The 21,819-nt window shown below is 73.0% G+C and carries 21 protein-coding genes; 5 read left to right on the forward strand and 16 right to left on the reverse strand.

The window, feature by feature from the left end; genetic code table 11:
• Positions 1–52 precede the first annotated feature (52 nt).
• The 4 genes from ACIBTS_RS21520 to ACIBTS_RS21535 form a co-directional block, all read right to left on the reverse strand.
• The gene (locus ACIBTS_RS21520) at positions 53–1,012 is read right to left on the reverse strand and encodes a hypothetical protein (RefSeq protein ID WP_399321286.1); all 960 of its coding nucleotides are present in this window, start codon (positions 1,010–1,012) and stop codon (positions 53–55) included.
• Between the two features lie 11 nt (positions 1,013–1,023).
• Positions 1,024–2,496 carry an APC family permease gene (locus ACIBTS_RS21525; protein WP_399321288.1) on the reverse strand — a complete coding sequence of 491 codons (1,473 nt, stop codon included), beginning with the start codon at positions 2,494–2,496 and terminating at the stop codon, positions 1,024–1,026.
• Positions 2,497–2,784: 288 nt separating this feature from the next.
• The gene (gene sthA, locus ACIBTS_RS21530) at positions 2,785–4,188 is read right to left on the reverse strand and encodes a Si-specific NAD(P)(+) transhydrogenase (RefSeq protein ID WP_399321289.1); all 1,404 of its coding nucleotides are present in this window, start codon (positions 4,186–4,188) and stop codon (positions 2,785–2,787) included.
• A gap of 57 nt (positions 4,189–4,245) precedes the next feature.
• Entirely contained in the window at positions 4,246–4,452 is a 207-nt protein-coding gene (locus ACIBTS_RS21535; RefSeq protein WP_079657853.1) for a hypothetical protein, read from the reverse strand.
• A gap of 211 nt (positions 4,453–4,663) precedes the next feature.
• Between ACIBTS_RS21535 and ACIBTS_RS21540 the strand changes: the two genes are divergently transcribed.
• Positions 4,664–6,910 (forward strand): MMPL family transporter, encoded by a 2,247-nt coding sequence (locus tag ACIBTS_RS21540; protein WP_399321290.1) that lies wholly within the window; start codon positions 4,664–4,666, stop codon positions 6,908–6,910.
• Here ACIBTS_RS21540 and ACIBTS_RS21545 read toward each other — a convergent pair.
• Positions 6,867–7,958: a PP2C family protein-serine/threonine phosphatase gene (locus ACIBTS_RS21545; RefSeq protein ID WP_399321292.1), complete on the reverse strand. Its 1,092-nt coding sequence runs from the start codon at positions 7,956–7,958 to the stop codon at positions 6,867–6,869. The two genes, ACIBTS_RS21540 and ACIBTS_RS21545, sit on opposite strands and share 44 nt — an antisense overlap.
• A gap of 229 nt (positions 7,959–8,187) precedes the next feature.
• On the opposite strand from ACIBTS_RS21545, the gene ACIBTS_RS21550 reads away from it, so the two are divergent.
• Together ACIBTS_RS21550 and ACIBTS_RS21555 are read left to right on the forward strand one after the other, a co-directional pair.
• Positions 8,188–9,075 (forward strand): GNAT family N-acetyltransferase, encoded by an 888-nt coding sequence (locus ACIBTS_RS21550; RefSeq protein ID WP_319670192.1) that lies wholly within the window; start codon positions 8,188–8,190, stop codon positions 9,073–9,075.
• Between the two features lie 69 nt (positions 9,076–9,144).
• On the forward strand, positions 9,145–9,471 hold the full coding sequence (locus ACIBTS_RS21555; RefSeq protein ID WP_399321294.1) for a hypothetical protein: 327 nt from the start codon (positions 9,145–9,147) through the stop codon (positions 9,469–9,471).
• Between the two features lies 1 nt (position 9,472).
• Here ACIBTS_RS21555 and ACIBTS_RS21560 read toward each other — a convergent pair whose 3' ends face one another.
• The 4 genes from ACIBTS_RS21560 to ACIBTS_RS21575 all read right to left on the reverse strand — a co-directional run bounded on the left by ACIBTS_RS21560 (position 9,473) and on the right by ACIBTS_RS21575 (position 13,904).
• Positions 9,473–10,363 carry a Gfo/Idh/MocA family protein gene (locus ACIBTS_RS21560; protein ID WP_399321296.1) on the reverse strand — a complete coding sequence of 297 codons (891 nt, stop codon included), beginning with the start codon at positions 10,361–10,363 and terminating at the stop codon, positions 9,473–9,475.
• Between the two features lie 95 nt (positions 10,364–10,458).
• On the reverse strand, positions 10,459–10,644 hold the full coding sequence (locus tag ACIBTS_RS21565; RefSeq protein ID WP_319670195.1) for a hypothetical protein: 186 nt from the start codon (positions 10,642–10,644) through the stop codon (positions 10,459–10,461).
• Between the two features lie 70 nt (positions 10,645–10,714).
• Positions 10,715–12,073 carry a diaminopimelate decarboxylase gene (locus ACIBTS_RS21570; RefSeq protein ID WP_399321298.1) on the reverse strand — a complete coding sequence of 453 codons (1,359 nt, stop codon included), beginning with the start codon at positions 12,071–12,073 and terminating at the stop codon, positions 10,715–10,717.
• A 133-nt stretch (positions 12,074–12,206) separates the two neighbouring features.
• Positions 12,207–13,904, reverse strand: a complete 1,698-nt coding sequence (locus tag ACIBTS_RS21575) for a PucR family transcriptional regulator (protein WP_399321300.1) — start codon at positions 13,902–13,904, stop codon at positions 12,207–12,209.
• Between the two features lie 198 nt (positions 13,905–14,102).
• Here ACIBTS_RS21575 and ACIBTS_RS21580 point away from each other — a divergent pair, with 198 nt between their 5' ends.
• Both ACIBTS_RS21580 and ACIBTS_RS21585 read left to right on the forward strand, forming a co-directional pair.
• Positions 14,103–14,963, forward strand: a complete 861-nt coding sequence (locus ACIBTS_RS21580) for an aldo/keto reductase (protein ID WP_319338941.1) — start codon at positions 14,103–14,105, stop codon at positions 14,961–14,963.
• A 133-nt stretch (positions 14,964–15,096) separates the two neighbouring features.
• Positions 15,097–15,360, forward strand: coding sequence for a DUF5133 domain-containing protein (locus ACIBTS_RS21585; RefSeq protein ID WP_399321301.1), 264 nt, complete (start codon positions 15,097–15,099; stop codon positions 15,358–15,360).
• 63 nt (positions 15,361–15,423) lie between these two features.
• Here the strand turns inward: ACIBTS_RS21585 and tgmB are convergent, their stop codons facing one another.
• The 7 genes from tgmB to ACIBTS_RS21620 all read right to left on the reverse strand — a co-directional run bounded on the left by tgmB (position 15,424) and on the right by ACIBTS_RS21620 (position 21,796).
• On the reverse strand, positions 15,424–16,410 hold the full coding sequence (gene tgmB / locus ACIBTS_RS21590; protein WP_319670200.1) for an ATP-grasp ribosomal peptide maturase: 987 nt from the start codon (positions 16,408–16,410) through the stop codon (positions 15,424–15,426).
• Between the two features lie 16 nt (positions 16,411–16,426).
• Complete coding sequence (gene tgmA, locus ACIBTS_RS21595; RefSeq protein WP_399321304.1) at positions 16,427–16,618, reverse strand: putative ATP-grasp-modified RiPP; 192 nt, start codon at positions 16,616–16,618, stop codon at positions 16,427–16,429.
• A 224-nt stretch (positions 16,619–16,842) separates the two neighbouring features.
• Positions 16,843–17,142 (reverse strand): YkvA family protein, encoded by a 300-nt coding sequence (locus ACIBTS_RS21600; protein WP_399321306.1) that lies wholly within the window; start codon positions 17,140–17,142, stop codon positions 16,843–16,845.
• 230 nt (positions 17,143–17,372) lie between these two features.
• A complete protein-coding gene (locus ACIBTS_RS21605; protein WP_399321308.1) occupies positions 17,373–18,584 on the reverse strand; it encodes a hypothetical protein in 1,212 nt (403 codons plus the stop codon).
• Positions 18,585–19,020: 436 nt separating this feature from the next.
• Complete coding sequence (locus tag ACIBTS_RS21610; RefSeq protein ID WP_399321310.1) at positions 19,021–20,073, reverse strand: zinc-binding dehydrogenase; 1,053 nt, start codon at positions 20,071–20,073, stop codon at positions 19,021–19,023.
• The gene (locus ACIBTS_RS21615; protein WP_319670204.1) at positions 20,070–20,930 is read right to left on the reverse strand and encodes a fumarylacetoacetate hydrolase family protein; all 861 of its coding nucleotides are present in this window, start codon (positions 20,928–20,930) and stop codon (positions 20,070–20,072) included. Before ACIBTS_RS21615 ends, ACIBTS_RS21610 begins: the two co-directional genes overlap by 4 nt.
• Before the next feature lie 41 nt (positions 20,931–20,971).
• The gene (locus tag ACIBTS_RS21620; protein ID WP_399321312.1) at positions 20,972–21,796 is read right to left on the reverse strand and encodes an IclR family transcriptional regulator; all 825 of its coding nucleotides are present in this window, start codon (positions 21,794–21,796) and stop codon (positions 20,972–20,974) included.
• Positions 21,797–21,819 lie beyond the last annotated feature (23 nt).

The following is a 21,819-nucleotide window of genomic DNA, read 5'->3' on the forward strand; positions in this document are numbered from 1 at the left end:
CCGCCGTCACGGACGCTCGGCCCGGCAGCCGACGCGATGTGGGTGCCTGCGCTCAGTCGCGTACCCCCCACTCCTTGCGCCACCGCGCGATCTGCTGGGTCGGGTCTCCCGTGTACGACCAGGGAGTGCGTGTCGCCCGTCGGCCGAGGAGTCCCAGCAGCGGCATCGCCACCTCCGCCACGCCCGCCGAACACGCCGCGTGGGCCAGGTAGTTGACGTCGCGCAGCTCGCCCGGCGCGATGGTGTCCTCCTTGCGGCCCATGATCCAGCGGTCCCAGGTGCGGCGGACGTCGCTGACGGCGCCGTCGTTGTTCCAGTGCTGGCCGAGACCCACCGACGCGGAGCGGCCCTGCGTGGTGTCGAGGGAGTGACGGAACTCCTCCACGCGCGCGTACTGCACCAGCACCGGCAGCGGGCAGCCCGGCGGGGCCACGCCGGCCGCGTCCCGGGCGAAGTCGTACATCAGACCGTGCGAGCCGTGCCAGCGGGCGGAGTAGTAGTGCAGGACCTGGAGGTGACCCTCCATGCTGTAGGGGTCCCGCTGGTACAACTCGTCCCACCAGCGGGCCAGTTCCTGTCGGCGTACCCCGGCCGGGTAGAGGCGGGCGACCGAGATCAGCGAGGTCCACGGCGTCGGATCGCCCAGGTACGCCTCGGCCGCCGCCAGACACGCCAGGACCGCGGCGTCGATCCGCGTCTGGTCGATCGGCATGCCCCGGCCCGCGTTGATCGCCAGGTTGAACGCGCGGGCCGTCTCGGTGGCCGCCCGCAGCACCAGCGCGTCGGCGCTGTGCGGCTCGGCGGCCAGCCAGGTCTCCACCGTCGAACTGCCCGCACAGGCCTGGGCGAGGAGCCGGACCCGGTGACCGCGGGCGAGCCAGTCGGGTCCGGTCGCGCGCAGCAGGTCCCGCAGCCCCTGCCAGCGGCCGATGACGATGTCGTGCCGGGTGGAGGAGAGAGGGGCGTCCCCGCAGTCGGGGTCGAAATCGGGAGCGAAACGGTCCCGCGCCATCGGGTTCCTTCTCAGAAGTCGGTGGACAGACCCTCATGGGCGGTGGGCCGCCCGGCCTGATGCCCGTCGGGCACATAGCCGGCCTCCACGGTCCGTGAGGCGTCCAGCCGGGCGGGCCGGTAGTAGTCGCTGCCCTCCCGCCAGTACCAGAGCATCGGCACCAGTCCCACGGCGAGCCCGCCGAGGCCGATGGCGACCGCCGCCGGGTCCAGCTCACCGAGCGACTCCGCGAAGATCCAGAACATGAACAGGGCGCCGAACAGCGGCCACAGCCCGCCGAGGAGGAAGTCGGACACGGATTTCAGCAGGGTCCTGCGGTACGCGACGACCGCGGCCAGGCCCGCCAGCCCGTAGTAGACGGCGATCTGCAGGCCGATCGCCGAGATCGCGTCGGCCAGGATGTCGCCCACCGAGCCCAGCGCGTTGGAGGCGACGAACAGCACCAGCGCCACGCCGCCCACCACGGCGATCGCCACCCAGGGCGTGTTCCATGTGCGGTGCACCCGGCCCAGCGCGGACGGCATCGTACGGTCGCGGCCCATCGCGAACAGCGAGCGCGTGACCTGGATCAGGGTGGTCTCCAGGGTGGCGACGGTCGACAGCATCACCGCCACGATCAGCAGCTTGCCGCCCCAGCCCGGCCACACCTCCTCGCCCAGCGCCGCCAGCACGTTCGCCCCGTTGTCCTCGATCCGCTGCGAGCTGAGGACGACGTTCACCGCGATGGTGAAGACCTCGAAGAGCAGAAAGACGATGCCGACGCCGATCAGCCCCGCGAGACCGGTCGTACGGCGGCTGTTGCGGGTCTCCTCGCTGAGGTTGCTGGTGACGTCCCAGCCCCAGTAGTAGAACGCGGCGACCAGCGCGCCCGACGCGAACCCGGACACCCCTTGGAAGTGGCTGAACCCGAGCCAGGACCAGTCGAACGGCAGCGCGTTGTCCGTGTGGAAGACGGCGAGCACCGCGAACAGCGCCAGAATCGCCAGCTCCACGCCGGACATGATCAGTTGCGCGCGCACGGTGAGCCGCGCCCCGCCCAGCACCACCGCCAGCATCACCAGGAACCAGGCGGCGCCGACCACGGTCGCCAGCGCGGTGTTGTCGCTGAGGCCCTCGTCGAACAGGGCGAGCGTCATCGACCCGGCCGGCAGCGACCCCGCCACCATGAAGATGGTCGCCGAGATGACCAGCGCCCAGCCGCTGATGAAGCCCAGGAAGGGGTGGAGCGTGCGCCCCACCCAGGAGTAACTGGCCCCCGCGTTGACGTCGATGCGGCTGAGCCGGCTGAACGCCAGCGCGATGCCCAGCATGGGTATCGCGCAGTACAGCAGCGCCGCCGGACCGGCCAGTCCCACGGCGCCGGCCAGGACCGCCGTGGTGGCGGCGATGGAGTACGCCGGGGCGCTGCCCGCGACCGCCATCACCACCGTGTCGAAAGTGCCCAGCACATTCGCCTGGAGCCCTCTTCCCGTGCTGTTGCTCATGGTTGTGCTGCTTTCCTTCGTGCACGCCGCCCGGGTGGGGACCACCCGGCGGCGTATGGGGGGGTGAGGAGTGGAGCAGTGGAGCCGTGGAGCACCGCCGCGCGTCGAGAGGGGGACCTCGGGAGACGTCGGCGGAGAAGAGCGCGCGGAGAGTACCGTGCCAGCACTGCGTCGGCGGACGGTCACACCGAGTGTGCGAGTGACTATAGCCCTAACGCTTGAGCTTTCAAGATTGGCGGATGGGTAATGTTCATGACGGCGAGAGGCCCGCGGGCGGCGCCTCGCGGATCAGTCGCCGATCCGGTCCAACTGCCGTAGCCGATTGGTGGCGTCCAGAGCTGCGACCTTGTACGACTCCGCCAGCGTCGGGTAGTTGAACACCGCGTTGACCAGGTAGTCGACGGTTCCGCCGCAGCCCATCACGGACTGGCCGATGTGGATCAGCTCGGTCGCCCCGCTGCCGAAGCAGTGCACGCCGAGCAACGTCCGGTCCTCGGGCGAGACCAGCAGCTTGAGCATGCCGTGCGCGTCCCCGATGATCTGCCCGCGGGCCAGTTCCCGGTAGCGGGCGACGCCCACCTCGAACGGCACCCGATCCTCGGTGAGCTGGTCCTCCGTGCGCCCCACGAAACTGATCTCCGGGATGGTGTAGATGCCGATCGGCTGCAGGTGGTGCATCTGCCCGACGGGCTCGCCGCAGGCGTGGTACGCGGCCGCCCGGCCCTGCTCCATCGCGGTCGCCGCGAGCGCAGGGAAACCGATGACGTCACCGACGGCGTAGATGTGCGGGACCGGTGTGCGGTAGTGCTCGTCGACCTCGATCCGGCCGCGCCGGTCGGCCGCCAACCCGGCCTTGTCCAGCTCGAGTTCATCGGACAGGCCCTGCCGGCCCGCCGAGTACATCACCGCGTCCGCCGGGATCTTCTTGCCGCTCTCCAGCACGGTCAGCGCACCCCGCGGATGCCGCTCCACGGCGGCGACCGTCTCCCCGAACCGGAACGCCACCGCCAGGTCCCGCAGGTGGTACCTGAGCGACTCGACGACCTCGACGTCGCACATGTCGAGCATCCCGGCGCGCTTCTCCACGACCGTCACCCTGCTGCCCAGCGCGGCGAACATGCTGGCGTACTCCATGCCGATCACACCGGCGCCCACGATCACCATCGACCGCGGAACCCGCTCGATGGTCAGGACGTTGTCGGAGTCGAGGATGGTCCGCCCGTCGAACTGCACGCTGTCCGGCCGCGCCGGCCGCGTCCCGGTGGCGATCACGATGTGCTCGGCGCTGATCAGCCGCTCCTGCCCGGTGGTCTCCCGCAGGGCGATCGTGTGGGGGTCGACGAACCGGCCGGTGCCGGCGAACAGGGCGACATGGTTGCGGGACAACTGGCTGCGGATGACGTCGGTCTCCCGCCCCACCACGTGCTGGGTGCGGGCCGTCAGGTCGCCGACGGTGATGTCCTCCTTGAGCCGGTAGCTCTGTCCGTACAGGTCGCGCTGGGTGAGGCCGGTGAGATAGAGCACCGCCTCGCGCAGCGTCTTGGAGGGAATGGTGCCGGTGTGGAGGGAGACCCCGCCGACCATGTCGGGGCGGTCGACGACGGCGACCCGGCGGCCCAGTTTGGCCGCGGCGATGGCGGCCTTCTGACCGCCGGGACCTGATCCGAGGACGAGCATGTCGAAGTCGGGCACCCTCCGCAGTCTGGCAGTGCGAGGGTCCGCCGCGAAAGAGTGTCGCCGGGGCCCGGCCTACGGCAGCAGCTTCTCGATCGCGCTCGGGCCCTCCTCGTCCAGCTTGCGCCGGGCCCACTCGAGGTTGCGCGGAGTGAGGTCCCGGCCGGTGGCGAGGACCATGTCCTCCGGCGACACCTCGGTGCCGGTGCGGGTGTGGAGCAGCTTGTCCGGGGTGGCGCGGTCCGGGGACGGCCGGGACGCGCCGGGCTGTGACGTCGACATGGTCTTGGCTCCTCGGGTCCGGTGGCTGCGACGGCCCGGTGCGCACATCGGGTCCACTAACACCATTCATCCTGGGCGCGCACCCTGCATCCGGAAGGGGCGCAGCGCCGGTCGTCGTCCGAGATGCCGGGGTGATCGGGCTGGCGTCTAATGGGCCGTGGGGCGTCCGAACCGTTCACGCGGCATCCGCGCGGCAGGGAAGGCGCAGGTCATGGAAGCTGCCGACGCGGGGGAACCGCGACCCGGGGGACTGCGAAGGCTCGGCGCCTGGTGCGCCCGCCACTGTGCGATCGTCATCGTCGCCTGGCTCGTGGCGCTGGTCGCCCTCCAGGTGATCGACCGCGCCGTCGGCGGGACCTACGAGGACAACTTCCAGCTGTCGGACGTGCAGTCCCACAAGGGCCAGGAGGTACTGAAGGAGCACGACCCACAGGCCGGCGGATTCAGCAGCCAGATCGTCCTGCACGACGACAAGCAGGCTCTGACCGCACTGAGCTCCCAGATCTCCGGCACCGTGGGCGACCTGCAGAAACTGCCTCATGTGCTGTCGGCCCAGAACCCGCTCTCCCCGACCCCGACCAAGGTCGGCCCCGTCTCCGGCGACGGAAGGACCGGGTACATCACGGTCCGCTTCGACGTCCAGCCCTCAACCCTGGGCGACGGCTACCTGCACGGCGTCGACACCGCCGTCCAGCCGCTGCGGGCCGCCGGCGCCGACGTCGAGTACGGCGGCTCCCTCGGCGAACTCGCCCGCCCCAGAGCCGACGACCGGATCAGCGAACTGATCGGCTTCGCGGTCGCCGTCGTCGTCCTGCTCGTCGGCTTCGGCAGTGTCATCGCCGCCGGCCTGCCCCTGGTCACCGCACTGGTGAGCGTCGTCGCCGGCGTTGCCTGCCTCGGGCTGCTCGCCGCCGTCTTCACCTTTGCGACCGTCTCACCGACCCTCGCCACCATGATCGGCCTGGGCGTCGGCATCGACTACGCCCTCTTCCTGATCACCCGGCACCGCCAGAGCCTCATGGACGGCGCCGACCCGGCACAGGCCGCCGGACACGCCAACGCCACCAGCGGACGGGCCGTCCTCGTCTCCGGCACCACCGTGATCATCGCCCTCGCCGGCCTGAACGCCTCCGGGGTGTCCTTCATCGGCAAACTCGGCCTCGCCGCCGCCGTCACGGTCGTCACCGCCGTCGCCGGCGCCCTCACGCTCGTACCCGCCCTGCTCGGGCTCGTCGGCCGCCGCATCGACCGCTACCACGTGCGCAGACCGGTCGCCGAGACCGACGCCGAACCGGGCGCCACCCCGCACGGCACCTGGCACCGCTACGCCAAACGCGTCGAGCGCAGGCCCTGGCAGTACCTCGGGGCGGGCGTCGCCGTCATCGCGATCCTCGCCATCCCCGCCTTCTCCCTCCAGTTCGGCCACATCGGCGACGGCGCCGACCCGACGTCCTTCACCGACCGGCGCGCCTACGACCTGATGACCGACGCCTTCGGGCCAGGCTCCAACGGCCCCCTCACGGTCGTCATCGACCAGACGTCCGTCCCCACCGCCCAGCGCTCCGCCCTCTCGGCCCAGGCGCAGAAGATCCTGAGCGCCGTCCCCGACGCGGCCACGGTCACCCCGCTGACGGCCACCGAGGACGGCGACGTCCTCGTCGGCACCGTCTACTCCACGCAGGCCCCGCAGGACGCCACCACCACGAACCTGACGAACCGGCTCGTTCACCACACCCTCCCCGACGCGGTCTCCGGCTACGACGCCAACGGCTACGTCACCGGCACCACGGCAGCCCAGGTCGACTTCCGCGACATCGTCGCCAGCCGGCTCCCCCTGATCATCGGCGTGGTCGTCGCGCTCGCCTTCCTGATCATCCTCGCCGTCTTCCGCGGCCTCCTCGTGGCCGTGAAGGCCGCCGTCCTCAACGTCCTGTCGATCACGGCCTCCTACGGTGTCGTCGTCGCCGTCTTCCAGTGGGGCTGGGGCGGCCCCGCGCTGGGCGTCCACGGCGACGTGCCCATCGAGAGCTATGTGCCGATGATGATGTTCGCGATCATCTTCGGCCTGAGCATGGACTACGAGATCTTCCTCCTGTCCCGCGTCCACGAGGCCTGGCTGCGCACCGGCGACGCCGAGGACTCCGTGGCCCACGCCCTGGAGATCACCGCCCGGGTCATCACCTGCGCGGCCCTGATCATGGTGAGCGTGTTCGCGGCGTTCATCGTCAGCGACAACATCGTGGTCAAGATGCTGGGCCTGGGCCTCGCGGTGAGCGTGCTGATCGACGCCACCGTCGTACGGCTGCTCATGGTGCCCGCCGTGATGACGCTGCTGGGCAGACACGCCTGGTGGACGCCGCGATGGCTGGACCGGCTGCTGCCGCACATCGACGCGGAGGGGGACGCCGAGCGGCTCAGCGCCCCTGCGGCCGCACCGGGGCGAGAACGAGCATCGTGACGTCGTCGCGGACGGCGGGGCAGTGGCGCCGGACGTCGTTCCACACACGGTCGGCCGTCGTCGCCGGGTCGGCGTCGGCGGCGAGGGAGGGCAGCCGGTCGAGAAGCGGATAGAAGACGCCGTCGGCGTCCCTGGCCTCCGAGACGCCGTCCGAGGCCAGAAAGAGGCGGTCGCCGGGGTGCAACGGCAGGACGAGAGCGGTCAGCGGGGCGTCCTCCATGAGGCCGAGCCCCAGCGGCGTCCACGGGACGGCGTCCACTTCCGTGGCCGTGCCGTCGCGCAGCAGCACCGGCGCCGGATGCCCGCAGACGACGATGCGCACGGCGTCCGCGCCCGGGGTGAACTCCAGCAGGACGGCCGTCGCGAACAGCTCCGCGTGCGCGACCCGCGCCGAGTCCACCGCCAGCCGCCGGTCCAGGCGGGCGGCCACCGCCTCCAGGGCCGGCTGGTCGAGCACCGCCTCCCGGAACGCGCCGAGCAGCGAGGCCACCGTGGCCACCGCCGCCAGCCCGTGCCCCTGCACATCGCCCAGCACCGCCCGCACCCCGTGGGCGCTCACGCGCACGTCGAAGAAGTCGCCGCCGACCAGCGTCCCGCGCTGCGCCGCCCGGTACAGACCCGCGCAGCGCACCGGACCGACCCGCTCGGGCACCGGCGGCACCAGCGCGTTCTGGGCGGCCTCGGCGATCGTGCGCTCGATGTCCAGCTGAAGGTCCCGGCGCCGGCGCACGAACGCCACGAACACGCTCAGCACGGCGACGAAACACACCGTCAGCACATCGGTCTGACCCGGCTGGTCGAGCTGGAACGCGGGCACGTTCAGCATCACCACCACGGCCGCGCCCAGCACCCCCGTCGCGACCGGACCGTAGGACAGCACGGCCAGCGGCGGGATCGCGCCCAGCACGAAGCCGAGGCCCAGCGGGTCGGGGCTGATCAGCGTGGCCACGCACACGCCCGCGATCAGGAGCAGCGGCAACGCCCGCACCCAGCCGGGCGGCGGCGCGCCCCGCAGCCAGCCCCGCCGGTCCCCGTCGCCTCGTCCCACACCCCCACGCTCCACCCCGGTACGGGCCGCCGCACGCCGAAAAACCGATGGACCTCGACCGCGAACCACCCCTACGGTGTGACCGCACGCCCGGAAACCCACGGAAGGAGGCGAGCGCCATGAAGTCCACACCCGTCCCGCGCTCCCACCCCGTGACCCCGGCGTGCCCCTTCTGACGGTCGTCCGACGCCCGGGAGCGCACCACGCCGTACGCGACCCGGAGGAATCCGTGACCGATCTGGTCATCCGCGCTCTCGACGAGAGCGACGTCCATCTGTTCGACACCCTGCCCGACCCGCTGCGCGCCGCCGAGGCGTTCGGCCATGTGCGGTACCGCCCGCAGTGGAAGCGCGTCGCCCTGCGCGACGGCCGGGTCGTCGCCCGCGCCGCCTGGTGGGGCGGGCCCGAGGACACCGAACCCCTCGCCGTCGAGTGGTTCGACTTCGCCCGAGGCGAGGAGGAGGCCGCCGCCGAACTCCTGCGCACCGCGCCCTGGCAGGTCGGCCTGGAACTGGTGATGCCCGGCGGCTGGCGCGCCGACCCCGTCATGCGGGCCGCCGCCGAGGCCCGGCACCGAGCGGCCCGCGCGGCCGGCCACACCCCGCTCGTGGAACGCTTCGTGTACCGATGGACCCCGCGGTGCGGGCTTCCCGAACGCCCCGGACGCCTGCGCTTCGCCCCCGAACCCGACGACGCCGTCTTCTTCGACGCCCTGCGCCGCATCCACTCCGACACCCTCGACGCCCATGCCCGCAGGGCCGTCGCGAAGGGCGGCCTCGACCTGGCCGCCCAGGAGGAGCTGGACTTCTTCCGCTGGTGCCCGTCCCCACGCGAGTGGTGGCAGATCGCCCGCACCCCCGACGGAGACCTGGCCGGCCTGCACATCCCGGCCCACAACCCCTCCGGCCCCTGCGTCGGCTTCATCGGCGTCCTGCCGGAACACCGGGGCCACGGCTACGCCTACGACCTGCTCGCCGAGTGCACCCACTATCTCGTCGACCGGGGCGCCGAGTTCATCGCCGGCGCGACCGACCAGGGCAACTTCCCCATGGCGGCCCATTTCACGAAGGCCGGCTACCCGGTGGTCCGGGAGCGGGTGAACTTCGAGCTCGGCTGAGAACCGAAATGCCGGACCCGGGTGACAGGCTGTCCTTCGGTGTGATCGGCCGCGGACGACGGAGGCGCGATGGGGTTCGACTCAGAGGTCTGGCGCGTGCACGGCGCCGACGGCCGGGAGGACATCGGCGAGATCGTCGTCGACGAGGCCGACTTCCCCTGGCTGTCGGGACACTTCACCGCCGGACCGGGCTACGCCGCCGTCGAGCCCCTGTTCACCCGGGAACTGGCGCTCCTGGAGGACGAGGACCGGCAGGAGTGGGAGGCCGTCGCGGCCGGGATACGCCGCCGGGTGTCGATGGTCTCGCCCCGGGGGCCGGTCCCCGAGTTCCTGCTGCACATCGAGGGGGACCGGGCCTGGTTCCGGTGGAGCGACGAACCCTTCGAGGACGACTGAGTCAGCGGGCCGCGTCCGTCAACAGGGCCTGTGCGTCGGCGAGTATCTCGGTGACGCGCAGACCGAAGGCGGCGTCGCAGGGGTGGGGGCGGCCGTCGCGGGCCGCGGCGAGGAGGGCGTCGGCGGCCCGGGTGAGAGCGGCGGCGGCGTCCGTGCCGGAGCGGGGGAGCCGGGTGACCCCGGACGTGCCGCGGAGCTCGACGCTCGCGTCCGTCGCCGCGGGCGGGGCCGTCAGGCTCAGCGTCAGGGTGCTGGAGGCGCCGGTGACATGGTCCAGGACCACGTGGACCGTGTCACCGGGGCCGTGGGCCGCCGCCGTCACCCGGCGGACCTCGCCGAGGACCGGCAGCAGCACGGACAGCGCATGCGGCCCCACGTCCCACAGGGCGCCCTTCTCCCCGCGCCAGGGCGTGGCGAACGGATGGCCGCTCTCACCGTGGAAGACGTCCCCCAGCCACTGGGCGTGTCCCGTGAACCACCCCGCGGTGTCCGCCTGTTCGGCGATCCAGTCGCCGGCCTCGGGCATGAACCGGGTGGTGAAGAAGACCACCGACGCGACCCGCGCCTCCCGCACGGCCCGCACCACGGCGCGCGCTCCCGCCGCCGTCGTGGCGACGGGCTTGTCGAGCAGCAGATGACGGCCCGCCCCGGCGGCCCGCACCGCGAGCTGCGCCTGGACGTCCGGCGGGAGCGCGACGGCCACCGCGTCCACGTCCGCGAACAGGGCGTCGACGTCGTCGTAGGGCCGGGTCCCGTGCCGGTCGGCCAGTTCCTTCGCGGCCTCGGGGCGCCGTCCCCACACCCCGACGAAGTCCAGCTGGTCGTGTGCCTGGAGGACGGGCGCGTGCACCATCTGGGCCCAGGGGCCGGTGCCGAGCAGACCGATGCGCATACCGCTGACTCTTCCTGCCGATGCCGAGTGGCCGAAGCCGGCCGTGGGCGAGCCTCGCACACCGGCGGCGTCCAGGACACCCCCGTCCGAGCCGCTCAGGCCGCCCGGGCGTCGTCCGTCCCCGCGCCCGGGGAAGCGCCCCGCACCAGCCGGAGATGCCGCCGCGGGGCGGCATGACGCCGCCTGTCCCCGGCTGGGGCGAACAGGCGGTCCTCGACCCGGTCCAGGAGCGCCAGCAGGACGGACAGCAGCGGCAACAGCAGTACGGCGACCCAGAGCACGGTTCTCTCCTCCTCAGGGGATGGGATGCCGGGTGCTCCGGATCGGGCCGTTGATGCGTGCCGGACGCCGTCAGGGGCGCGCCGGGGCCGCGAAACCCGTCAGCAGGGCGTCCGCCTGGGCCAGGCCGCTCTCCGCGGAGATCTCCCGGAGCGTCTGCGCGGCCCGGACCGTGGCGAACGTGAGCCGACCGGCGTCGGCCAGATACCCGTACACGGCGGGCCTCGGCAGGCTGTTGTACGACCAGTGCGCCGAGAAGTAGTAGCCGCCCGTGTCGTGCAGGACCACCACGTCCCCCTCGGCGAGCGCCGGCAGCGGCCGGTCGTGCGCCACGACGTCCCCGGCGAAACAGAGCGGCCCGGCGACGTCCTGCCGCACGAGGGGCGTCCGCTTGGGCGTTCCGTCCGGGCCGTACGCGGACACCCGCAGCGGCCAGGCCTGCGGCATGAGGACGGTACGGGTGGCGACCTGCCCGCCGACGTGCGTGAGGGCGACCCGCCGGCCGCCGGCGTCCTTGACGTACTCGACGAGCGCCGCCGTGAAGCCGTTCTTGGCGATCAGGGAGCGGCCGAACTCGGTGACCACCTGGTAGCGGCCGTCCAGCAGGGCCGGCTCCGCGGCGGTCAGCGCGGCGACGTAGTCGGCGTACGTGGGCGTGACCGTGTCGTCGGCGAAGTTCACCGGCAGTCCGCCGCCCAGGTCGAGGCTGGTCACCTGGCGGCGGCCGACGTGGTCGTTGATCTCCTCGGCGAGCCGGTGCGTCGCCGCGAGACCCTCCGCGATCAGGGACAGCGGGCAGCCCTGGGAGCCCACGTGCGCGTGCAGCCGGGTCAGCCACGGCCGCCGAGCGAACGCCTCGATCACCCGGGCCCGCGCCCCGGGATCGCGCAGCGCCACCCCGAACTTGGAGTGTGCGGTCGCCGTGCTCATCGCGCCGATGGACCCGCCGCCGACCTGGGGGTTGACCCGCAGTCCGAGCACCGAGGCGCAGTCCGCGGGGCGCAGCGCGTCGATCCGGTCGAGCTCGTCGAGGTTGTCCGCGTTGAGCGCGACCCCCAGGGCGAGGGCCTCCCCGATCTCCTGCCGGGCCTTGGCCGGCGAGTCCAGCACGATCCGCGCCGGCGCGAATCCCGCGTCCAGCGCCAGCCGCAGCTCCCCGGGGCTCGCCACCTCGCAGCCCATGCCGGCGTCGGCGAGCAGCCGCAGCACGGGCACCAGCGAACAGGCCTTGGCGGCGAAGGTGTGCAGGACGTCCGGCACGTGCGCGAACGCCTCGTGCAGGGCGGCGACGCTCTCGCGCACCCCCCGGACGTCGACGAAGCCGGCCACCGGCCGGTCCTCCCCGAGCAGCCCGTCCGTGACGGCCTGCCGGACGGCGAGCGCGACCCGCGAGTCGGCACCGGTGTGATGGTTCTCGGTGGGGAGCAGCACGTTCTGGTCTCCTTCGGACGAGGAAGGGGCGTCACCGAGTGGCGGTGACACGTCCAGACTCGCCCCCGCGCCACCCCTACGTCTTTGGGGTACCGCACAAAGTCAACCGGAACCTTCGTGTCCACGCACAAGGTCAATGTTCCGGCGGCCTCGTTGCCAGCCGCACCGCGAGGGTCAGCAGCAGCCGGGCGTCGGCATCGTCCAGATCCACGCCGTACCGCTCCCTGACCCGGCCCAGCCGGTAACGCAGCGTGTTGGGATGCACGACCAGCCGACGGGCCGCCTCCGCGACGTCGCCCCCGGCGTCGAGGTACGCCGCCAGGGTCCGCACGAGCTCGCCGCCCGCCGCGAGGTCGGTGCGGATCAGGTCGTGGACCGGCCCGCCGCCGGACTCCCACACCGGGCGCGCCGCGTCCAGGATCCGCAGCACCTCCAGCGCCGCGCCCGCCCCGGCCGCGTCGGCGTGCCGCGGCGGCCGGGGCCGTCCGGCGGCCGACGCCCGCGCCTCCCGCTCGCGCAGCGCCCGCACGACCAGCACCGCCCGCTCGTAGGACAGACAGGCCCGCTCCGGAGTGCCGACCGGACCGACGCCCAACCACACCGCCGCCGACCCCGGCAGCGAGGACACGACCGCGTCGAGATCGCGTACGACGCCCCGTACGGCGGCCTCGTGGTCCGCCGCCGAGGCGGCCCCGGTGAGCAGCAGCGCGAGCCGGTCGCCCTCGCGCATGATCCCGGTCCCCGGGCGGTGCGCGGAGACCTCCAGGACGAGGACGTCCAGGGCCCGGTCGTCGGCCGGTGCGCCCGGCTGCCGCTCGGCCACCACCACCGCGCACGGCGCGTCCGGGGACAGACCGAGCGACCAGGCGTGGGTGCGCCGGTCCCCGAGGCCCCGCAGCAGACCGCGCAGCGCGGCCTCCCGACGGTGCGCCGTGCCGCTCTCGCGCAGCCGCTCGCGCACCAGCAGCGGGGCGGCGAGCCCGGCGGCCGTCCGCAGGTACCGGGCGGCGTCCGGGGCGAGGGCGGCGTCGTCCGCGGCGGCCCAGATCGAACCGAGGACCTCGCGCCCGCTGCGCACGGCGACGACCAGGCGCTCCGGGTTGTCGCCGTCGGCGGGCCGGTGGATGACGTCCTCGGAGGTCCACAGCGCGCGCAGCAGCCCGCTGCGCCGCAGTTCGGCGACCCGCCAGTCGGGCACCCGGCCGCCGAGGATCACGGTCCGGCGCAGCGCGTCGGCGCCGGGGCCGGTGGCGGAGTGGGCCAGGACGCGCAACCGGGTGTCCTCGATGGTGATCGACCCCTTCACCTGCGCCGCGACCCGCGCCGCCAGGACGGCGAGGGAGGGCGCCGCCGGGCCCCCGAGCGCGTCGGCGTCCTCGCCGTCGCCGGCCCGGGCGTAGGACAGCGCCGACCGCAGCAGCGCGGCGGCCTCGGCCCAGTCGGCGCCCTCGGCGCGGGCGAGCAGCGCGATGCCGGACTCCCGGGCCGCCGCCACCGGCCCGGTGAGCGGCTCGCCCGCGTCGCCCGCGTCGCCCACCTCGCCCGCGGCCCCCTCGCGCGAGTCCCGCACCTCGCCCAGAACGACGGCGCAGGCGCCCCGCCGGGCGGCCTCCCGCACGGTCCCGGCGTCCGGGGCGGCGCCCACGGCCAGCAGCAGGACACCTTCGCCCTCCGCGGACCCCCGGTGCTGCGGACGCGGACCCAGATCGTCCAGACCGACGGCGATCCGCGTGACGACGGTGTCGGGCGCGGCGGGCGCGCACACCAGCCGCACCACGTCGCCGTCCTCGAAGGCCAGCAGGGACCGCAGGGTCGGCGTCTCCAGGCTCACCGGCCCGAGGATAGTTCGCCGCACGCGCACCCGCCCGCACCACGATTCAGCTCCCGTACTGCTGAATGCGTTCGGTTTCTTCCATTGGACCCACGGCCGACGCCGGGGCCAGGCTGGATGCGTCCGGTGTGCCGCAATCACCTTCCGGAACACCGGACTTCCCGCTTCCGCAGCACATTCGAGAGAGGTCACGCGTACATGGAGACCCGCCGCATCGGGGACGTGGACGTCAGCGCGATCGGCCTGGGCGCGATGCCCATGTCGATCGAGGGGCGGCCGGACGAGGCACGTTCCCTCGCCACCGTGCACGCCGCGCTGGACGCCGGCGTGACGCTGATCGACACCGCGGACGCCTACCACCTCCACGCCGACGAGGTCGGCCACAACGAGACCCTGATCGCCAAGGCCCTCGCCGGCCACGACCGGGGCGGCGACGTCCTGGTCGCCACCAAGGGCGGCCATCTGCGCCCCGGCGACGGCAGTTGGACCCTGGACGGCAGCCCCGCACACCTCAAGGCCGCCTGCGAGGCGTCGCTGCGCCGGCTCGGCGTGGAGGCCATCGGCCTGTACCAGTTCCACCGCCCCGACCCGCGGATCCCCTACGCGGACTCCGTCGGCGCGGTACGGGAACTGCTCGACGAGGGCAAGATCCGCGCGGCCGGCATCTCCAATGCGAACCCCGAGCAGATCCGGCAGGCGAACGACATCCTCGGCGGGCGGCTGGTCTCCGTGCAGAACCAGTTCTCCCCGGCCTTCCGCTCCAGCGAGCCCGAACTGCGCCTGTGCGACGAGCTCGGCATCGCCTTCCTGCCGTGGAGCCCGCTCGGCGGCATCTCCCGCGCCCGTGAACTGGGCTCCTCCTACGCCCCGTTCGCCCATGTCGCCGAGGCCCACGGCGTCAGCCCGCAGCGCGTGTGCCTGGCCTGGATGCTCGCCAAGTCGCCCGTCGTGGTGCCGATCCCGGGCGCGAGCCGTCCCGAGACGATCCTGGACTCGCTCGCCGCGCCGGACCTCCGCCTCACGGCCGACGAACTCGCGGAACTGGACGCCGTCGTCTGACACGGGCACCGGGAGGGCCGCTGGTACGGGCGGGATGGCCGGATCATGACCCCGGCGGGTGACATGACGGGCCGACAGGCATGAATCGCCCAGGTCCGGGCACACGCAGCGCAAAACAGAGAGAGGGGCGCTCGTGATCGTTCCGGACCCTAAGGTCGCCAGGACGTTGCTGACCCGGTACGCGACGCTGAAGATCGCTCAGGCGGAGAGGGAGAGGCCGCAGACGGCTCGTGAACTGCAGGACGTGACGTACACCTTGTGCGTGCTGATGGGCACGGCCGACGTCCGCGAGGCGGTGGCCGCGGCGGACACCCTGCTCGCGTCCGCGGCGCCGCCGCCGCCCGCCGAGGAGCTGCCCGTGAAGGACGGGGAGAGCGGACTGTCCCTGGCTGTCTGAGGACGGTCCGCGGCCGGACCCGGCGCGGCGGTGGCTCCCTGGAGCTCCCGCCGCGTCCGCGCGTCAGGAGGCGGTGGAGCCGCACCGGTCGGCGGGCCGGGCACCGCGCTCCGGGGACGACCCGGCGAGCCACTCCGCGATGGTGCGGGCGATGGGCTGGCCGGTGTCCACCTCCACGAAACCGAACTGCCCCGACTGGTTGCACTCCAGAAACCACCAGGTCCCGTCGGCGTCCTCGGCGAAGTCGAAGGCCCCGTACGCCAGTTCCGCCTCCCGCAGATACACCCGAACGGCCTCGCCGAGGCGCGGCGGGACGTCGACGGGACGCCACGGCGTGGTGGAGGGCGCGAAACGCACGTCCACCACGTCGGGGTCGCCGCCGGGGACCGTCTCCTTGCGGGCGGCCAGCAGGCGGTCGCCGACCGCGGTCAGCCGTATGTCGGCCCGCTTGGCCACCCGGCGTTGCAGCAGCGTCGGACCGTAGGCGACGGCGGCGAAGTCGGCGCCCGGGGGGACCCGGGTGGTGGGCACCGCACGGGGCGGATCCTGCGGATGCGCCCCGGACACCGGCTTGACCACCAGATCCGGGTAGCGGTCCGCGAACTCGCGCGCCGCCTGCGGGAACGTCGTGACGATCGTGGCCGGCACCGGCAGGCCGCTGCGCTGGGCGAGCCGCAGCTGCCAGGGCTTGTGCCGGGCGCGCAGGGACGCGTCCGGGTGGTTCATCCAGCGTGCCCCGGTACCGCGGAGCATGCCGTACAGCGCCTGCGAGGCCTCCTCCGTGAGCCACGCGGACGGCTGCGGCGCCCGGGCCGCCGCGGCGCCGGGCCTGCGGATCCACACCGACCGCAGCCCGTCGAGGCTCACCAGCCGTCCGGCGGACGACAGATGACCCCGAAACGCGCCGTGCACGTACTCGCCGGACAGCGCGACGGTATGGGTGAGGTCGGCGGGATCGAGCCGGACGACCGGGACGCCCGCGGCGTTCAGGTGCACGACCACCATGTCCGCCGTGACGTCCTCTTCACAGGTCAGAATGAGCACGGTCATGTTCGTCGGCCCGTGTTCAGTCGTCGAAGTGGGTCTTGGAGCCCGCCGTCGAGGTCGTGGTCCCGAGTTCTCTCAAAAGCGCGTGGTCACGAGCGGCGATCCGGCCGTCGAGAGTTACGTTCAACTGCATTGCGGGGTCATAGGCGTACGGAGTGCTGAACTCCAACTCGGCCGCAGGGCGTGCGTAGTTGAGCGTGAACGGTTGCATCGTCTCTCCCTCGTCGGTACTGCCTCGATCAAGCGGTGCCGCTGTGCGACGTCACTCGGGCCCGCTGCGTGGTGCTGGATTGGCGCGACCTTCAGTCACTTATACGAATCGAACGGGTGGTTGGTTTCCCTACTCTCCGTGATCATCGGGGAGTGGGGCCACCGAACAGGGCGCGGAGCAGGGGAGATCGGGTCGAGCGGGCGTGAAAACGTCTTCCGGAGCGGTCAGTCGGGGACGTGCTCAGGGGCGTGGTCGGGGGCTCGATCGGGTGCATGGCGCAGGGAACGCAGCGCCAGCAGGAGGACGCCGATGTCGTCGAGGTACACGGGGTCCGGCAGGAGGTCGGTCGGGAGCACGAAATACAGGACCGCACCCCAGAACACCCAGCGCGGGCCGGTGGGAAGCCCCGCCCGCCTCAGGTTCCTGCGGGTGCGGACCAGCCGCACCAGTACCGCGGCCGCCACGGCGAGCAGAGCCGCGGCCGAGACCGCCGCGACGACGACGAGCGTGGTTGGCGCATCCACGGGCCCTCCCAGGTGGTCCGTCGCGCGGCGTCTGCTCTCTTTGTCGTTCTCTGTCCGGACCCGGTCCTGGGGTCCTGTCTGTCGATTTCCCCGCTTTCGGTTTCCGAATTCCCGTTTCCGGCGGGATTACCGCATGGGACGTAGCTCACACGAGCACCATCGCACCACTACTCACTGTCACACCACCGGGAGTGGGGCGCCCCCTCTGGGAGGACGTGCCAGAGCCGGCCTCAGCGGTCGCCCGGCCCCGGTTCGTCGGCGTCTGGGGTGTCGGTCTCGTGCCGCTCGGGAGGGCCGTCCGGTGCGGGGGAGCCGTCCGGTGCGGTAGAGGCGGGCGTCGACGACAGCGGGCGCAGGCTCTTGGTCGACTCCCTGAGGCGCTCCAGGGTCCGGCCGAGCTGCTGGAAGGGGGAGCCGCTCTTCCTGGCCGGCGCCGGACGCGGTTCGCCGGCCTCGGCGGCGGCCTCCCGGTACGCGGCCAGCGCCTCGTGGGCGTGTTCGGCGGCCTCCCGGTACAGGTCGCGGGACTCCGTCATCGCCTCCAGCGCCTCCTTGTACATCGCCACGAGCCGGCGTTCGCGCGCGAGCTCCTCCTCCAAAGTCAGCAGCTGCCACTGCTCCCGCAGCACGGTGAGCGCGGCGTCGCCGCCCTCCGGCAGCGGCTTGGGCAGGGCGGCGAAGCGCCGTACCGCGTCCAGGAGTTCGGTGGGATGCGTGCCGTCGAGGAACACACTGCGCACCGAGAAGCCGGCGGCGTCGTAGTCGGCCGGAGCGGGAGCGCCGGGCAGTACCAGCGCACCGCCGCGCGGCACCTCCACCCCGGACTCCTTGAGCGCCCAGTTCACGGTACGCAGCTGGTGCGGGGCCGCCCGGTGCTCGATCACCCGGTGGTGCAGGCCGGGCGGCAGCAGCGGAACCAGTGACCGGCGGCCCTGCTCGGTGGGCGTCATCGCCTCGTGGACGACGACGTGGACGGCCCAGGTGTCGCGCACGGCGTTGCGGAGCTTCCGCCGCAGTTCCTTCTCGTCGGCCGGCAGCGGGTTGGTGTCGAGGAAGCGCTCGCCCGCCACGGTCTCGTGCCCCCACGCGGTGTCCGCCTCCCAGGGCCAGAACAGGCCGGCGGGCGAGGGCCACCGCAGGTCCCACGGCCGCTCCGCCTCCGCCGTCAGTGTCCACTCCTGGCCGCGGCCCGACCACTCGCCGAGGGTGAGCCGGGCACGGACGGTGACCTCCTCCGCCACCGGCCACCGGGCTTCGAAGGCCGTCTCCCCCTCGGGGGTGTCGGCGTCGGGCAGCTCCATGAAGTCCTGGACGGTCCCGGCGTCCTTGAGCGCCTGGAGGTGGTCGCGCAGGACGTCCGGCGCGGCGGGGCCGGTGTGACGGCCACGGGTCTGCCACACCGTGGAGGGAGTCGTGGGCGCAGCGGTCGCGGAGATGTGCATGAGTCCATTCGTGAGGGCGGGCGACGAGACGAAGGCGTACGCAGGCCAGTATCGCGCGCCGCGGGGCGTGGGCGATCAAGCGGGTCGGTGACGCGGGTGTCCGAAGGCACCCCGTCGGGGCGCGCCTTCCCCACCGGGACACCGGTCACGCGTGCGGAGGGGCGCGGGGTGTGGGTCGCTCGTACGGGGTGTGCGCCGTTCACCACGGCAAGCGCCCCCGCACTCATGGGCTCGACGGGGGCCGGGACCCCAGAATCGGAGGCGGACAGGGCTCGCCCACCATCCGCGTCGGGGCGAGCCCTGCCCGCGTGCCCGAAGCGCCCGCCCCGGCACGCCGGGGAACACCAGGTCCATCATCTGCCGGTCGTCGAGGCCTTCCTGCGCGGCCGGTTCGGCGCAGGTGGCGTCGGGCAGCCGGGAGTCGCGGTCGAGTTCGTCAACGGTCGCTGTGAAGCCCTGGCCGCAGTCGGGGGTCGACGTGGATCTTGGGGCCGGGGCCGGCGCCGGGCGGGCGGTGGCCGGCGAGCACGGGGCCGGCCCCGTCGAGGCTCACGGTGGCGGCGACGAGCGGCCTGGGGTCGACCGTCCCGTCGGCGTAGGCCCGGATGGTCGCGTCGAGGCCGGGGGAGGCGGACAGCACGCCCACGGCCCGCACGTCCTTCAGAGCCAGCGTGCGGGTGTCGATCCTGCTGGGCTCGCCGGCCAGCCCGATGTACACCACACGGCCGCCCGGCTCCACCAACTGCAGGGCGACGTCCGGCAGATGGGCGGCGTTCGAGGCGTCGACGACGGCGTCGAACGGCACATCGGGAAGGCAACCCTCCGTCCACACATGCTCGAAGCCCAGGCCGCGGGCGAAGGCGAGGGAGTCGGCGGTGACGCCCATCAGGTGGACCTCCGTGCCGGCGGCTCGGAGGAACATCGCGACCAGCAGCCCGATCGTCCCGGGGCCCAGGACCAGCGCACGGTCCCCCGGCTGCCGCGCGGCGGCCCGGGCGGCGCGCAGGGCGTTGCCGCCCGGCTCGACGAGTGCACCGAGCACCGCGTCCACGGAGTCGGGCAGGGCGTGCAACGAGGAAGCCGGCACCGCCAGTTGATCCGCCAGCGCACCGGCCTGGCCGCCCCGGATGCCGACCTCCTTCCGCTCCTCGCAGACGTGCTGGTGACCCCGCAGACAGCGGCGGCAGCCGCCGCAGCCGAGCATGGTGTCGCCCATGACGCGCCGGCCGAGCCAGCCGGGGTCGACCCCGTCACCCAGCGCCGCCACCCGGCCGGCCCACTCGTGGCCCGGCCGCATCGGGTAGGAGGAGTGGCCCTGGTGGAGATAGGCCATCGCGCCGGTGAAGAACTCCACGTCGGTGCCGCAGACGCCGACCCGCTCGACGTCGACGACGACCTCGCCGGGGCCGGCCGTCGGCGCCGGGAGCTCCTGGACCTCGTACTCACCGGGACGGGTCAGCACGAAGGCGCGCAGGGAACGGCTGCTCACCTCGGCGCGACCACGCGCTGGCGCTGGGCGCCGAGGCCCTGGATGCCCAGCTCCATGACGTCGCCCGGCCGGAGATACACGGGCGGGGTGAGGCCCATGCCGACGCCGGGCGGGGTGCCGGTGTTGATCAGGTCGCCGGGCTCCAGGACCAGGAACTGGCTCAGGTAGTGCACGATGAAATACGGGTCGAAGATCATCGTTTTGGTGTTGCCGGTCTGGCGGCGGACGCCGTTGACGTCCAGCCACATGTCCAGCGCGAGGACGTCGTCCATCTCATCGGCGGTGGCCAGCCACGGGCCGGCGGGGTTGAAGGTCTCGGCGGACTTGCCCTTGGCCCACTGACCGCCGCGCTCCAACTGGAAGGCGCGCTCGCTTACGTCGTTGACGACGACATACCCGGCGATGGCGTCGCGGGCCTCGTCCACCGAGTCGAGGTAGCTGGTGCGGCGGCCGATGACGATGCCGAGCTCGACCTCCCAGTCGGTCTTGGCGGAGCCGCGCGGGATGCGAACGTCGTCGTGCGGGCCGATCAGGGTGTTGGGGGACTTGGTGAACAGGATCGGCTCGTCGGGGACGGGCATGCCGCTCTCGGCCGCGTGGTCGCGGTAGTTGAGCCCGATGCAGAGGATCTGGTGCGGGCGTGCGACGGGTGCGCCGACGCGCTCTCCGGCGAAGCGGGACACGCGGCCCGCCGCCGCGCGCTCGGCGACGACGGGGCGGACCCGGTCGACGCCCTCCGAGCCGAAGAACGCCTCGTCGAAGTCCGTGACGACGTCGGAGAGGTCGACGTACGTCTCGTCGTCGATGCGGGCAACGGGCTTCTCGGCGCCGGGGGCGCCGATGCGCATGAGGTACACGGGGGCTTTCTCCAGGGTGCGGTCGTCTGCGGGCTGGGGGTTCAGGCGTGGGGTCGGCCCAAAGGTCCGAGCAGGTCGCGGATCTCGTCGAGCGCGTCGACCAGGGTGGCCAGCGGCGTCCGGTAGGCCAGCGCGCTGATGCTGAGGGCGCCGGAGGGCGTCGTCGGGGAGGTCAGGTACACCGGCAGGGCAAGGCAGTTGACGCCCGTCTCGTTCTCCTGGTCGTCGACGCCGTAGCCCCGTTCGAGCGTGGCTGCCAGCTCGTGGTGGAGGTCGGCGGCCGCGCAGAGCGTCCGTGGCGTCCGGCGCTCCGGCGGCGAGCCGCCCATCCATGCCTCGACGTCAGCGGGCGAGCTCAACCGCCGGCTGAGGAGGAGTTTGCCGACGGCGGTGGCGTGGGCCGGGTTGCGGCCGCCGATCGTCGACGTCAGCCGGACGGCGCCGCTGGGCGGGTCGACCTTGGCGCGGTAGACGACCTCATGGCCGTCGAGTACCGCGTAGTGCGCGGTCTCGCCGAACCGGTGGGCCAGTGCGACCAGCACGGGACGGACCCGGACATGCTCGGGACGGGCCTCGTGATGAGCGAACGCCATGCGCAGGAACTCGTCCCCCAGGACATAGCGCCCGTGGGCGTCCTGCTCGGCCAGTCCGGCCCGGCGCAGCGCGCCCAGCGCCCGGTGCACGGTCGGCTTGGGACTGCCCATCACCCGGGTCAGCTCCTCGAGCCCCACCCCTTCGGAATACCGTGCGAGCTCCTTGAGGACCGCGAGCACCCGGTCCGAGCCCACCAGGCGGCCGCCCTCGGTCCCCGGTGCGCCGTGCTCGCCGGGGTCTGTCGATCCGTCGGACGTCTGCGTAGGCTTCATCGCGTTCCGAACAGTAGACCGAC

Origin of the sequence: Streptomyces sp. NPDC050121 (assembly GCF_044460385.1) — a bacterium.
Taxonomy (GTDB): Bacteria; Actinomycetota; Actinomycetes; order Streptomycetales; family Streptomycetaceae; genus Streptomyces; species Streptomyces soliscabiei.

Excerpts from the sequence above, each read along its gene's own strand:
- ACIBTS_RS21560 (WP_399321296.1), bottom strand. The coding sequence starts at position 10,363 with ATGCGCATCGGTCTGCTCGGCACCGGCCCCTGGGCCCAGATGGTGCAC.
- ACIBTS_RS21580 (WP_319338941.1), top strand. The coding sequence starts at position 14,103 with ATGGAGACCCGCCGCATCGGGGACGTGGACGTCAGCGCGATCGGCCTG.
- ACIBTS_RS21535 (WP_079657853.1), bottom strand. The coding sequence starts at position 4,452 with ATGTCGACGTCACAGCCCGGCGCGTCCCGGCCGTCCCCGGACCGCGCC.
- ACIBTS_RS21520 (WP_399321286.1), bottom strand. The coding sequence starts at position 1,012 with ATGGCGCGGGACCGTTTCGCTCCCGATTTCGACCCCGACTGCGGGGAC.
- ACIBTS_RS21555 (WP_399321294.1), top strand. The coding sequence starts at position 9,145 with ATGGGGTTCGACTCAGAGGTCTGGCGCGTGCACGGCGCCGACGGCCGG.
- ACIBTS_RS21620 (WP_399321312.1), bottom strand. The coding sequence starts at position 21,796 with ATGAAGCCTACGCAGACGTCCGACGGATCGACAGACCCCGGCGAGCAC.
- tgmA (WP_399321304.1), bottom strand. The coding sequence starts at position 16,618 with ATGCAACCGTTCACGCTCAACTACGCACGCCCTGCGGCCGAGTTGGAG.
- ACIBTS_RS21525 (WP_399321288.1), bottom strand. The coding sequence starts at position 2,496 with ATGAGCAACAGCACGGGAAGAGGGCTCCAGGCGAATGTGCTGGGCACT.
- ACIBTS_RS21605 (WP_399321308.1), bottom strand. The coding sequence starts at position 18,584 with ATGCACATCTCCGCGACCGCTGCGCCCACGACTCCCTCCACGGTGTGG.
- tgmB (WP_319670200.1), bottom strand. The coding sequence starts at position 16,410 with ATGACCGTGCTCATTCTGACCTGTGAAGAGGACGTCACGGCGGACATG.
- ACIBTS_RS21540 (WP_399321290.1), top strand. The coding sequence starts at position 4,664 with ATGGAAGCTGCCGACGCGGGGGAACCGCGACCCGGGGGACTGCGAAGG.